General features: G+C 68.5%; 10 protein-coding genes. 6 read left to right on the top strand and 4 right to left on the bottom strand.

Translation table 11 applies throughout. The features are described from left to right. Window positions 1–1,058: 1,058 nt before the first annotated feature. The 3 genes from POL72_RS13575 (at window position 1,059) to POL72_RS13565 (ending at window position 4,197) form a co-directional block, all read left to right on the top strand. Window positions 1,059–3,413, top strand: a complete 2,355-nt coding sequence (locus POL72_RS13575; RefSeq protein ID WP_272095610.1) for a family 43 glycosylhydrolase — start codon at window positions 1,059–1,061, stop codon at window positions 3,411–3,413. A gap of 96 nt (window positions 3,414–3,509) precedes the next feature. Beyond that, a complete protein-coding gene (locus POL72_RS13570; protein ID WP_272095609.1) occupies window positions 3,510–3,836 on the top strand; it encodes an NAD(P)H-binding protein in 327 nt (108 codons plus the stop codon). A gap of 31 nt (window positions 3,837–3,867) precedes the next feature. Continuing rightward, window positions 3,868–4,197, top strand: a complete 330-nt coding sequence (locus POL72_RS13565) for a sigma factor (RefSeq protein ID WP_272095608.1) — start codon at window positions 3,868–3,870, stop codon at window positions 4,195–4,197. Window positions 4,198–4,338: 141 nt separating this feature from the next. Here the strand turns inward: POL72_RS13565 and POL72_RS13560 are convergent, their stop codons facing one another. Beyond that, window positions 4,339–4,521 carry a GxxExxY protein gene (locus tag POL72_RS13560; protein WP_276596441.1) on the bottom strand — a complete coding sequence of 61 codons (183 nt, stop codon included), beginning with the start codon at window positions 4,519–4,521 and terminating at the stop codon, window positions 4,339–4,341. A gap of 517 nt (window positions 4,522–5,038) precedes the next feature. Here POL72_RS13560 and POL72_RS13555 point away from each other — a divergent pair. Continuing rightward, on the top strand, window positions 5,039–6,628 hold the full coding sequence (locus POL72_RS13555) for a nitrogenase component 1 family protein (RefSeq protein ID WP_272095606.1): 1,590 nt from the start codon (window positions 5,039–5,041) through the stop codon (window positions 6,626–6,628). Window positions 6,629–6,865: 237 nt separating this feature from the next. Here the strand turns inward: POL72_RS13555 and POL72_RS13550 are convergent, their stop codons facing one another. After that, window positions 6,866–7,282: a peptidase inhibitor family I36 protein gene (locus POL72_RS13550; protein WP_272095605.1), complete on the bottom strand. Its 417-nt coding sequence runs from the start codon at window positions 7,280–7,282 to the stop codon at window positions 6,866–6,868. Between the two features lie 872 nt (window positions 7,283–8,154). Here POL72_RS13550 and POL72_RS13545 point away from each other — a divergent pair. Continuing rightward, window positions 8,155–8,883 (top strand): hypothetical protein, encoded by a 729-nt coding sequence (locus tag POL72_RS13545; protein WP_272095604.1) that lies wholly within the window; start codon window positions 8,155–8,157, stop codon window positions 8,881–8,883. Between the two features lie 135 nt (window positions 8,884–9,018). Here POL72_RS13545 and POL72_RS13540 read toward each other — a convergent pair whose 3' ends face one another. Then, window positions 9,019–10,014 carry a LysR family transcriptional regulator gene (locus POL72_RS13540; protein WP_272095603.1) on the bottom strand — a complete coding sequence of 332 codons (996 nt, stop codon included), beginning with the start codon at window positions 10,012–10,014 and terminating at the stop codon, window positions 9,019–9,021. A gap of 63 nt (window positions 10,015–10,077) precedes the next feature. Between POL72_RS13540 and POL72_RS13535 the strand changes: the two genes are divergently transcribed. Further along, complete coding sequence (locus tag POL72_RS13535; protein ID WP_272095602.1) at window positions 10,078–11,082, top strand: hypothetical protein; 1,005 nt, start codon at window positions 10,078–10,080, stop codon at window positions 11,080–11,082. 50 nt (window positions 11,083–11,132) lie between these two features. Here POL72_RS13535 and POL72_RS13530 read toward each other — a convergent pair whose 3' ends face one another. Further along, window positions 11,133–12,986, bottom strand: a complete 1,854-nt coding sequence (locus POL72_RS13530; RefSeq protein ID WP_272095601.1) for a hypothetical protein — start codon at window positions 12,984–12,986, stop codon at window positions 11,133–11,135. Window positions 12,987–13,452: the final 466 nt, after the last annotated feature.

Genomic DNA, 13,452 nt, shown 5'->3' with positions numbered 1-13,452 from the left:
GCCGCGCCTCGGACCAAGTGCGGCTGTAGTACTAGAGCGACAAACGGGTTGAAACCCCAGAAAAGAGCAGCATTTTGAACCGCCAAGCGCGCCAAGGACGCCAAGTTTGTGTTCTGTTCTTGGCGTCCTTGGCGCCTTGGCGGCACATCTCTCGCTCGATCAACGTGATCGGTGCTCTAGCGGGCGATCAGGCGGCGGAGCGCTAGCCTGGATTTTCACCGAGCGCGCCGGCTGTGCCGATCGACCTTGAAATCCAGCACAAATCGGCTTCATTGCCTCTCGACGCAGCCCTCCTGAGCTGGACGTGAGGCCTTATGTGTGGGTCACCTTTGCCGCGATGAGCGCACCCACTCCACGAAGAGCGCCGAACAAAACCGGATCGATCCAGGCGGCCGAGGGCATCGGTATTCACTAAGCTCGTTCGGTCATCGACCGGGTGGGCGCGCGCCGGGTCGCGATCGCCTGCGATCTCGCCTCGACGCTCGTCGTCGCCTCGATCCCGCTGCTGTACGCGGCATGGCGAACGGACCGGCGCGGCGCCTGCGCTGCCGACGGGCGGCCGCCGCTCGACGCGCCTCGCGCCGCGCAGCGCGATGCCGCTTCGGCCCACTCCTGGTCGCACCGCGAGCTGCGCTGCCCTTGATCCCAGATTCCGTGCGTCACCGCGCTCGCCCACATCAGCGCTGGTCGGGGCCAATCCGGCTCGAGGAGACCGTCGGGCGTGGAGGGGGTGGAGCACTGGCCGGGCGGCAGCGATTTCGATAACCACTTATCGAGCAGAGGCCGCTCCGCCGCACCGGCCAGCCGGTCGACCTCGCGCCCGTCGCGAGGGAAATTGACACCCGTCGTGTGAGCGTTCACAGTGGGCCCGCGCTCGTCCCTTCGATCCGAAGACTGCACGGGCCGTCATGCACACCCGCCAGAGATCCTCGTAGCCGGGATTGGCGGCCAGAACGACCCAGGACATGACCATGAGAAAACACAGCGCTTGCATTACGGCGATGATCCTGATCGGGTCCCTGCCCATGTCCTGCGGAGTGGACGAGCAGGTAGCGCCCGTGGAATATCCCCTGACCATCGAGGCGAAGGGGGACGGGACGACTGATCCTCCGCCCGGAACCTACCTGCGCAGGGCCGGCACAGTGGTGACCGTGACCGCCAGACCCGCGCCGAGCGCCGACTTCACGGGATGGAGCGGGGCCGCGAGCGAGGCGGACGACGTCGTGGAGGTCACGGTGGACGGGAACAAGACGTTGACCGCCGCCTTCGAGACAGCGAGCTGGCCGGGCAAGCCCCAGTCCACCTACCTGAACCCGATCCTGCCCGGCGATCACCCGGACATGAACATCTACATCGAGGGGGACGATTTCTACATCACCGGCTCCAGCTTCAACATCTCACCCAACGTCGAGATCCTGCACTCGCGGGACCTCATCCGCTGGGAGCGCGTGTCGCGCGTCGTCGATCCGGCGTGGTCCGGCCTGGAGGCCTCGACCTCGGCGGGGGGCGGGACGTGGGGCGGCTTCATCGTCAAGGTCGCCGCCGGCTACAGGGTCTACTTCGCCGTCAACTTCAACCAGTACTTCGCGGAGGCCGAAAGCCTGGCAGGGCCCTGGGGAGAGCCCGTCCACGTGGAGCCTGTGGGCCCCTACACGCCGCCCGGAGAGGACCCGGAGCTCGTATCGTTCGACCGCGGGACCGGCTATGACGACTCGGTGTTCGTCGACGACGACGGGACCACGTACCTCGTCGTGAAGGCGGGGCAGTGCAAATGGAATGGAGGGACGGGCGGCGAGGAGAACAACTTCGGCGTCAACCTGCTCCAGAAGCTCGATCCCGAGACCGGGCAGCTCAGCGGCGAGTCGATCGATCTCAGCTTCGTCAACTGGGACGTGGAGAACGGGGGGTGCGGTGATCCCGCGGCCAACCCCGACAGCGCGGTCGAGGCCAATTGGGCCGAGGGGCCCACCATGACGAAGCGAAACGGCTTCTACTATTACTTCGACTCGACCCACACGGGGTGCGGCGGCGAGCAGTACGGGTGGCGCTCGGCCACGCTGAGCAGCAACCCCGAGGACTGGACGCCGCTGGGCAGCGTCCTCAAGGGAGAGGCCCCGTTCAGCGGCGCGCAGCACAGCACCGCGCCGTTCCAGATCGCCGACGGCACGTGGTGGGTCTTCTCCCACTCGTACGAGTGCGAAAGCAACTGGCGTGGCCTGGGCCGGCAGGGGTTGCTCAGCCAGGTGACCTGGATCGACGACGAGAGCGGTGCCGGGGTCCCGGTCGTGAATGGTCGCCTGGGCGAGCCGGCGCCGGCGCCGGCGCTGCCGCCCAGCGACATCCCGTTCCTGCTGCCCGTCAACGACGAGTTCACCGGGGACAAGCTCGCACCGGCCTGGACTTTCTACGGCAACATGCCGTCCGATCGCTACTCGGTCACCGACCGCGCCGGCTGGCTCCGGCTCAAGCCGGCGGAGGACGAGACGCGGTGGGTGATCCAGAAGGACGCGCTGCACGCCAAGGCGATGATCGTGAGGATGGACTTCACCCCCGAAGCGGAGGGCGACGCGGCTGGCGTTCGCCTGGGCAACGCCGTCCCGGAGCAGGATCTCACGGCGTTCCCGACGTGGGTGCACCCCATCAGCCAGGAGGTGTCGGTGGCGCGTGTCCGGGCGGACGCAGAAGACCGGATCCGCTTCTCGTTCCGGTCGGTCGTCCCCGTCCTCAACGCCGACGAGAGCGCCTATGAAGCGGTGGACGCGACCGAGATCAGCTTCGATGCCCCGGCGCCGGCCGAGCGCACCCTCTGGCTGAAGCTGGTGCACGGCAAGGACCACGAGGCCACCGGCTGGTTCAGCACGGACCGCCTGACCTGGACCCAGGTGGGCGAGCCGATCGAAATCGGCGCGCTCGAGGACTACGATACCGTCAACATGGGCTGGGTCGGCAGCCAGGCCGGCGTCTTTGCCAGCAACGCGAGCGCTGACTTCGACGTGTTCACGTACCGCGACGGCTTCACCGCGATCGCGGCCGCGGAGCCGGACCAGGAGTCCGGCACCGAGGTTGTGTCGAGCCAGTCGGCAGGGCCGGTGCTGGGCGGCCTGGAGGACGGCGACTGGGCCATGTACGGCAGCGTCGATCTGGGCAGCGGCGGCGTGGCGTCGGTCGAGATCGAGCTGCAGGCCTCCAGCGCGAAGGGCGGCGCCGTCGAGGTATGGCTCGACCCGCTGGCGGGCGGCCGCCGCGTCGCGACCTGCGATGTCCCCGCCACCGGCGGCTGGGAGACCTGGACGACCGTGACATGCAAGGTGAGCGCCACCGGCTCCCACGAGGTCTACCTGAGGGCAAAGGGCGGCTCTGGTGAGCTGCTGCGCCTCGCGTCGCTCCGCTTCGTGCCTGGGAAGAACGGATGAGCTCAGCGTAATGTAGACAAGCAAGCGGGCCAGTCGGCGGCGCCGTGGGGCCCTACCCGCGGCGCCGCCGGGCGCCACGTCCCTGGACCTGCTGCGATGCGGCGCCCCCTCTCCGACAAATTGCACGATCTCCGCCACGTTTTCGCCGCCCGTCCGGTGTTCCGCTGGCTCCTCAAGCACCACCTGCGCGACCTCGTCGCGATGGAGACCGTCGTCCGGGCGAGCCGCTGCGACTTCACGATCGCGAGGCCGCCCCGGCTGGTCGACGATCGGGACGAGAGCTACCGGAGCGCGGGAGAGGCGCTCCCGGCGGGCGCCGCGGTCATGTCGTTCCGCGCTGTCGCGGCGTTCATGCTCGATTGCGTCGAGCAACGCACCCACGCGCGGGAGACCGTGGGGCTCGCCAGGGGGCGGTCAGCTTGAGCGCCGCGCTCATGGATGCGAGATCCTTCCGATGACGACCAGCTCCTCCGCGCGCCGGCTCGCCGAGTTCGAGTCGTGTCGTCGGGACCTCGTCGCGCTCGCGTACCGCATGCTCGGCGACATGGGGCGCGCCGAGGATATGGTGCAGGAGGCGTGGCTTCGCTGGGGGAGCCACGAGGTCGAGGCGAGCTCCCCGAAGGCGTATCTGACGACGGTGGTCACGCGCCTGTGCCTGAACGAGCTCGAGTCCGCCAGCGCTGCTGCTCGCGGTGGCCGACGGGAAGATCCAGCGGGTCTTCTTCCACGCAGACCTCAGCCGTCTTCGCTATGTGGGCCGCCGCTCCAGGGCTTCGAGCCCTGATCCGGCGCGCGACCCGAGCGACTCGTAGCCTGCCGGCACACGCCCGCTGTCCAGCCGACCGCTGCCAGAGGGCGGCTATCTATCTAGCAGTACCGCGGGAGGTTCGTCGAGGAAAGAGAGGAACCGCCAAGAACGCCAAATTTACGGGGAATGAACCACACGCCTGACACCGGTACGGAGGAAGGCCACTTTGAAGGTGATCAAGAGGCCAAGCCGAAGTCTTGCCGCCTTGAGATACGACAGCAGCTGCGCAACGTGGATCGGGGCAATGCCCTCAATGGCCTTGAGCTCGACGACGAGCTGACCATCCACCACGAGATCCAAGTCGGCGAAGTGGCGCTCAGGCCGGCCACTCGATCACGAGCCACAGGACCTCTCTGTCCTTGGGCTCGGACCCATCGTCATGGGCCGGCTTCACTCTGCGAAAACAGAAGCGGCTGGCAGCGCGGTGAGCGTCGGCGCCGGCGTCACGCAGCGGGAACCGCACGGGCGCGCGCCCCCGCGTGCCTCCTCCCGGGCCTGTTTGTAAAGAATCTTTAAAAATGGAGCCCTGCGCCGCGCCGAACGTTGAACATCATTTTTCTTCAGCTACATCATCGCTCGCCTGCGGTCGCTCCTAGCACCGCCTGACGCCCCCAGCGCGCGGCCTCGCGCGCCGGGCGGCGAGGGCTGCCTCTCCGGCGGTTTCCCCGCCGGGGCGTGGCTCACGAGGCCCACGCCGCACCGCCGGGCGGCTCGAATGGCTCCGCGACCACAGCTGAAGAGTGGATGAAACGCGCCGCTTTCCTGCTCGTGGCCGCTCGCCACGGCCGGGCGCTGCGCCTGTAACGGAGAAAGCTCGATGGGACGCTCGAAGATGGGGCTGCTGCTCGCGTGCGGGGTCGGAATGGCGCTGTTCGCCGGGGGGTGCTCGGAGGCAGAGGACGAGATTCCGGAGCCCCTCGATGAAGCTTCGCAATCGCTCGCCCTGGCGGATCGGCTCGCTGAATGCGCGCAGGATCCGCGCGTGGTCGCCGGGCTCGTCTCGCAGGACATCTGCGCGGGCGCGGGGGTCTTCTTCCACGAGACGTTCGAGGGCAACGGCCGCACCTGCGGCACCTGCCACCCCGTGGCCAACAACACGACGCTCGACGTGCCGTTCATCCAAGCCCTCGACCAAACCAACCCCAATGACCCGCTCTTCGTGTTCCGGCAGGTGCCGGAGCTCGCCGAGCTCGAGACATCGGATCTGCTGGACGACGCGGCCATCCTCGAGAATGTGGACGGCTTCGCCGATCCGACGCACCGGTTCGTCTCGCGCGGGGTGAACCACGTCCTCTCGCTCAGCACCAGCATCCGGGCGGATTCGGGGGACGGCACCACCAATCCCCCCACGGAGCGGACCGGCTGGGGCGGGGACGGCTCGAGCGACGGCACGCTGCGCGGCTTCCTCAAGGACGCGATCACCCAGCACTTTCCCAAGCGCCTCGCCCGCGAGCCGGGCGTCGATTTCCGGTTGCCGACACCGGAAGAAGAGGACGTGACCCTGGCCTTCCAGCTCAGCCTGGGCCGGCTGAACGAGCTCGATCTGGCGAGCGTTCGCCTGTTCGACGCGGAGGCGGAGGACGGCCGGCAAGCGTTCATGGACCCGAACCGCGGCCGCTGCAACTTGTGCCACCACAACGCTGGCGCGAACTTCCAGGACACCGGCAACAACCGCAACTTCGACACCGGCACGCGCACCAAGGGGTCGCCGCTCAACGGGGGCAGCTTCGGGGGCGAGTTCCTCGCGGACGGCGGCTTCGGCGGGCGAGACCTGCCGGCGCCCAACTTCGACGCCACGGGCATCGGCTTCCCCAACTCGTTCGGCAACGGCACCTTCAACCCGCCGCCCCTCATCGAGGCCGCGGACACGCCGCCCTTCTTCCACAACAACCTGCAGATCAACGACAAGGCGGATCCGGGCCTCACCGACGCCGTCACGTTCTACGCCTCGACGCCCTTCCTCTTCTCTCCCGCCGCCCAGGAGCTCGAGCAGCGCTTCGGGACGCCGCTCAACCTCGTGCCGCTCGACGCGAACGCCATCGCTCGCTTCCTGCGCGCGCTGAACGCCGCCTTCAACGCCGACATCGCGAAGCAACGGCTGGACGCCGCGCGGGTGCTCGTCGACCAGTTCGCGAACACGCGCGCCGACGTGCAGCAGAAGCTGATGGAGCTCGCCCGCGTCGAGATCGACGACGCCATCGAGGTGATGGCCCCGATGACGCTGTATCCCGCTGCGGCGCAGCAGCTCGACCTCGCGCGCGCCGAGATCGCTCAGGGCCTCGCGGCGAGCTCGGCGGTCGAGCGCCGCAACCGCATCGTGAACGCGACCGCGCGCGTGACGACCGCCCGGGCCCAGTTCGGTCAGAACATCACCTTCGTGCTCGGCCAGGGCAACCTGATGTACTGAGCGCGGCCGTGGCGCCGCGCCCCCGCGCCGCCACGCCCCTCCCGCCCACCGAAGAGCCCGTCACCCGTCGGGGATGACAGCGGCGCCCTCGTTCTTGGGCCTCTTCGTGCCCCGCGCATCCCCGAGCGCCAGCCCGCGTTGGTGGCCCGCGCGGTTCTGCTTTTTGTGATCCGGCCGGCTCGTCCCGGCCTCCAGGCGATGGCCGCGCTGCCCATCGCCTTTCGCCCGATCATCGCGTCAGAAGACGTAGACGCTCTTGGGAACGAACGGCAGCGGGCTCAGGCCGCTCTCGCCGTAGACGGGGTACGGGTAGCCGATGCAGTTCTCGTTCTGGAAGATCGCGGCGCCGGCGCCGTTGGTGTTGTAGGCAGAATGTGCCCTTCCCTCCCAGCCGTGCTCCGGAAGGTTGACGCACGTGCCCACCTGCGGGTTCAGCGCCCGGACGTTGAAGATTTCCCCGCCGTAGCCCTCCTCCTCGAACAGGCAGAGGACGTTGTCGAACGGGCAGGGAATGGGGTCCTCCTGCGCCGAGGCCACCTCGGGGAGCAGCAGGCCTGCCCCCGCGAGGAGGCCGACGCCCACCAGGGCACGCAAGCCCAGGGAGCGGGACGGAGTGAAACGACGGAGCTTCTGAACGTGCTGGAGCAAGTGCATGTGGTTTCCTCCTCCTGCCCACCCATGGGCAGGTACTGCGGAGGGACCTAGCACCGGAGGCTATTCACGCATCCCCGTCTTCGACTGTTGTTAACATGATTTAGCATAAGAACCACGCGGGCTCGCATGTGCCTGGAATCTTTCATCCATCCCGGATGGCGGCTTCATCGACATGGAAGTTCTTGTGGCGCCTGCCTCGAACTCGTTGCATGGGCGGCACGCGAGGCACACGTTCTCGTCGATCGAGGCCGCAGGGCGCGGAGAGCTCTGACTGCTCCGTCGCAAGCATCGCATCGTGGACCTCGACTTGGCGCGCTTCTTCGATTCCCGGTGCGTGGGCCGACCGCGCGCTCAAACCGGGAGAAGGCAGAGCTGCCAGGTAGGATCAGGGGGCTGGAGGCGGTGCAGTCTCGGCGAGCTAGCCTCCGGCCCCACCGTGACGAGCAAGCGTGACATGTCACGGTCGCACCGTGACGAGCAAGCGTGACATGTCACGGTCGCACCGTGACGAGCAAGCGTGACATGTCACGGCCGTCTGCATGACGCGCGCGGCCCGCGGTGGCCTTCGCCGCTCGCGAAGGTCAGGGCTCCCGCGCCGTCGACGAGCGCCATTCGGCTGGAATCGCCGCGTCCCCGCGGGGGACAGGGACTCGCTCCGGCGCGGAGACGGCGGCGGAGAGAAGCGCGCTTCCTCCTGGTATGCGCGTTGCTCTACGGGGCTCCCGGGCGGTGCAGGGCACCAGAGTCGCGCCGCCTCAGCCGGGATAACGGCGGGAGCGAACGCCTTTCCTTTCGCCGGCGCTGCGCGAGCTCGACGAGCTCATGGCCGCGCCGTGAGAAACCAACCCGAACAAGAGAGACCGGAGAGACCCATGAACACCACGGTTCGAACGTTGCTGCGCGGCGCGGTGGCCGCCTCCATGGCGCTCGGCGCGATGCTGTCGGCCAGCCCTGCCAGGGCGGCTTTGAGCTGCTTCGTCGGCTTCGACGATTTCGATGCGCTGAACGGCATGTGGGCCGACGCGAGGGCGACGTTCACGTATGAGACGGGGTACGCGGACGGCTACCTCGTTCCCTGCGAGGAAGCGGAGGGCTCGTGCTGGACGTATCGCCAGTATTGCGAGGGCATGCAGCAGGGCACCAATTACATCAACGTGGAGGACGGATCGGGGTACGGTCACTACCACCTGTCCTTCACCAACCCGGGCTTCACGGGGTGTGGCTTCGTCGACCCCGGCGACGGCCAAGGGCCGGGGACCGCGAAGCTGATCGGCGGTGCGTGCGGAATACCGAACTGGCCGGCGGAGCCGCGCAAGCTCCAGTCCCACGTCGCGGACCAGTGGATCAAGGTCTGGAACGGGACCAACGAGCGCTTTCCGCAGCCGTTCAGGATGTCGACCATCACCGTGGGGGACATGCCCATTCAGCTCTGGTACCGCAGGATCAGCGACGGGCAGTGGTTCGTCTATGAATCCCTGGCGGCAAACACGATCCACACGCTGTTCATGGATTACTCGAGCCATGTGTTCTTCAAGGCTGCCAGCGAAGATGCCGTCGGTCCTTACACGATCTGGAACTTCGAGGTCAACGCCCCCTCTTGAGGCCAGCCGGGCCTCACGACCCCGGACGCTCGCGACGGTCCGCGGCGACACCCAGCAGCATTTTTCAGCCGCGCAGTCGATCGGCCAGGGCAACGACGGCGTGAACGACATCGCCGAGAAGGACGATGGCTTCGGTCAATGACCGCCTGATCCCCCGCCATCGTGGCGGCGCTGCTGCCGCTTCCTCTGCGGGGCCTCGTCGCAGCCGCCGCCGCCAGCCGCACGCAAGGTCTCCATGATGACCTTCCGCAAACAGGCGGCCGCCGGGTCCTTGTGCGTCCGCTCATGCCACGCGAGCGAGATCTCGTGCCCGAGGTCCTTCACGGGCAGCTCGACGATCCGGACTGGGAGGTGCGACCCGAGCGCCACGGCGACGCGGCGAGGCATGAACGCCACCAGGTCGCTGGCCGCTGCCGCCATCGTCGCGGCCGCGAAACCAGGGACCACCAGGGCGATCCGGCGGACCAGGCCCTGCGCGCGGAGGGCCTGCTCGACCATGGCGTGACCACGACCCGGACGGCCTAGCGGGATGTGCACGTCGATGAAGCCGAGCCGCGGGAAGGAGCCCCGCGTCAGACGCTGGCCCACGATCGGGTGATCGTGGCGGACGACCCCCACGGTCGGATCCCGGTAGAGCGGCGCGACGCGCAGCCCAGGGTTGCGCTTGTGCACCCCGATCGCCGCGTCGAGCCCGCCCGCGGACATGCCCCCCGACGCCACCAGGTAATCGATGCTCACCACGCGGAGCCGCGCGAGCGGCATCTCCCGCGCGAGCGCCGCCGCGACGGGCGGCACGTCCGCGATCTGCGAGTTGTCGGCGCAGGCGAGCGTGAGCTCCCGGGTCGACGAGCGCGGGTCGAACACCCGCCGGTGCTCGATCATCGACCGCAGCTGGCCCATCGCCGCCGCGAGCTCCGGCAGCAGCTCGTCCGCCGCCGGCGTCGGCGCCATGCCGCGGCCATCGCGGACGAGCAGCGGATCGCCGAGCAGCTCGCGGGCCCTGGCGAGCGCGTTCGAGACCGCCGACTGCGTGACGCCCAGCCGGCGCGCGGCGCGCGTCGCGCTGCGCTCCTCGAGCGTGACCGCGAGGACGTGGAGCAGGTTGAGGTCGATGGTCGATAGATTCACCATGGTGATATTCTGTATCACGAACCATCACTGGAGATGGCACATGGCCTCTGTCTAGATACGGCCATGTCCACCCGCGAGAGGCGCCCGACCCGCGCTGGTTCCGCCCTGCTCTGGCTCGCCGTCGCCGGCCTCGCCGCCGCCGGCTGCGACGACTTCCACGAGTGCGATCCGCCCGATCCAGAGCGCCAGGCCGAGCTGCCCGCGGCGCTGTCGGAGACTGGCCTCTACGCTGACATCGCCGCGCGCGCGGTGGCGAGCGACGTGGTGGCCTACGAGCCCGGGTTCGCGCTCTGGAGCGACGGCGCCGAGAAGCAGCGGTTCATCCGGCTGCCGCCCGGCGCGCAGATCGACACCGGCGATCAGGATGCATGGCAGTTCCCCGACGGGACCCGCCTGTGGAAGGAGTTCCGGAGGGATGGGGCGCTCGTCGAGACCCGCGTGCTCGCCAAGGTGGGCCCCGCCCCCGAGGACTGGGCCTCGGTCGCCTACGTCTGGAACGCCGACGGGACCGACGCGCTAGCGACGCCCGGCGGCGCCGCGGACGCGCGCGGGACGCCGCACGACGTGCCCGCGGCGGCCGAGTGCATGGGCTGCCACGGCGGGACCAGGAGCCGCGTGCTCGGCTTCTCCGCGATCCAGCTCGCCACGAGCCGGGGCGAGGTCGACCTCGACGAGGTCGTCGCCCGCGGGATGCTGTCGGATCCTCCGCCCCGGCCGATCCAGCTGCCCGGAGACGCGGTGACGCGCGATGCCCTTGGCTGGCTGCACGCGAACTGCAGCCACTGCCACAACCGGAGCCGCCCGAAGAGCGACGGCGCGCGCTGCTATGACCCGGAGCGCAGGTTCGATTTCACGCTCCGGGTCGGCGAGCTCGCGTCCGTCGAGTCGACGGCCACCTACCGCACCGCCGTCGGCCTGGTGATCAACCGGGGCGATCCCGACGGCAGCGACGTGGTGGATCGCGCCCGGAGACGCGATCCGGGCTGGCCTTCGATGCCGCCCCTCGGGACCGAGATCGTGGACGAGGCCGGGTTGGCCGTCCTCCGCACCTGGATCCGCAACCTCTAGAGCGGCGGTCACCCGCTTCGGATACGGGCCCACCTCGGCGTTTTCGGTGCTCAGCGCACGGGAGTGCGCTTGCGCGCCGAAAACGCCGATCTGGGCCCGTCTCCTGTGCGGGTGACCGCCGCTCTGCTCTGCGCGTAGCGGGAGACCGCCGCTCTGCTCTGCTCCTCGTCCTCGTCCTCGTCCTCGTCCTCGTCCTCGTCCTCGTCCTCGTCCTCGGCGTCGACGAGCGTCGCGTCGCCCGGCAACGGGGCGAGGAAGGCCGGCGCCTCTGCGCTCGCCACCTTGAACAAGGTGTCACCGAGGGTGACGTACCAGTCCCCGTCGAACCAGCGCCCGTGTCCGAGGTCGCTGCTGATCTCCTCCGGGGCGACTCCAGGCCGCCCGATGTAACGCTTCTCGTTGTTGAGGAACATGACCTCGCCGGTGTCGCTGATGCCGTCGTGCCCGATGCGCAGCTCCTGCTGATCGAACTGGCTCGGCGCTGCGAAGTTGCTCAGCTGGTGCTCGTCGCCCGCGGGGGTCCGCAGCCATACCTGGTTGACGGCCCCGTCGCTCTTCAGGTAGGCCGCATACCCTGCGTGCAGCAGCAGCCCTGCCGCATCGCCGGTCCTGGAGTCGCCCAGGAACACCTCCGCGCCGTCGGCCGTGTAGAGGTAGCTCGAGCTCACCGATCCGCTCCACCACCGGCCGGCGACGTTCGTCCCGTCGGTGATCGGCCGTTGCAAGTAGCCGGGATGGTTCCCGAGGCGGATCTCGCCCGGTCCGCGGATCCACGGCTCTTCGTGCGTGCTGTAGTAGGCGTCGCCTGACGCCGTGATGTCTGCCTGGAACGGCGACGCGCTGCCAGGGTCGTGCCACAAGCTCGTCTCGATGCCTGTCGAGAACGTGTGCACGATGGCCTCGTCGTCGTCGGCCCTCGTCCACAGGAGCGTATCGCCGTTCACCGCGTCGAGGCGGCCCTGCCTGGGCGTCCGGTCCAGCGCGCCGTCCTTCCACATGAAGACGTATCCGTACCACGCTTGCATGGCGACGCCGGACGGCGTGAGCGCCCCGTAACCAGGCTTGTGCATCCAATCATGGTGGAGCCGGAGCTCCCCGAGCCACGTCACCTGCTGCGTCATGCGATCGACGACGCCGATCTGGAGCGCGTGATCGATGAACAGGACGCGCGTCGCGTCGAAATCGAGGATGGCGCCGGGGGCGCGCTGGACGGCGGTGAGCTTCGGGCTCCGCTCGACGTAGACGCGCGGGAGCGCCCAGTCGTAGAAGCCGAGTCCCCCGCCGAGGGTCGGCCCGTACCAGACGGGGCCCACGCCGTCCATCGCCTCGAGCCTGATCGTGAGCACCTCGCCCGACTGAAGCGGCGATGACAGGTAGTGCAGCACGTCCATCCTCCCTGGCACCGACGACGGGACGCCCACCAGCTCCTCATCGCGCACCTGGCTCCGGACGCGCGCCTTGAGCTGCGTGCAGGAATAGGGAGGCGTCCCGACGCACGTCGCAGCGATGCGGGTGTCCCCGGTCAGCGTGCGGTTTGGCCGCGGGCTCGTCACCCAGACGCTGGGCGGCGCGTACTTGTGCACGATATACTGCCTCGTCGACGCTCTTCCGAGCTTGTCGTACGCGGTGAACGTCAAGGTGTGAGGGCCGTAGGGCACCGTGCTCGTGTCGATCGTCGCATAGTAACGATCGTTGTAGTCGTTGAAGGTGAGCGGGGTCGTCACCCCTGCGTATTCCGCTTCGACGGAGTAGACATCCTCGTAGGGTATTGCGGCGATGCTGACCTGGATGTTGTTGAAGTCGGATATCGCGCTCTTGTAATCTTTTCTCCAGGTGGTTCGCCCGAAGAACTGAATCTGGTCCAGGACCACCTCCGCCAGCGCGGAGGTGGTCGAGAGGGACATCCACGATGCAACCGCACAACCGGCGAGCGTCCGAGAAAAACGCATGGGGCCTCCGGGGCTAGCACGCGGCTCTGATGCCGCCGCGGTTCGCCCCATTCAACCGGCGGGCCCGCGACGCGGCGGAAGCGGCCGGGGTCAGGAGACGGTCAGTAGAAGCACACCTCGAGCGAGGGGCGGTCGCCGAGGATGCCGTGCTCGCTCGAGCGGTAGCTGGTGAGCGCCGTCAGGTCCTCCTCCACAGGAGGAAACCGTGGTTACCGCTGGTGCCGATGAGATAGGCCTGCGCCACACGTGCGGAGCTGGGGCACCGATCACGTCGATCTGGCGTGAAATGAACCGCCACGGACGTCCCGAATCGTGTCCGCTTCTTGGCGTCCGTGGCGCGCTTGGCGGTTCGAGACTCTGCTCGTGTCCGGTGGGTTCAACCCGTCTGTCGCTCTGGCTGCTGGATTCGTCCCCAGGAGTC

Origin of the sequence: Sorangium aterium (assembly GCF_028368935.1) — a bacterium.
Classification (GTDB): Bacteria; Myxococcota_A; Polyangia; order Polyangiales; family Polyangiaceae; genus Sorangium; species Sorangium atrum.
This window is presented reverse-complemented; position numbering and strand designations above follow the sequence as displayed.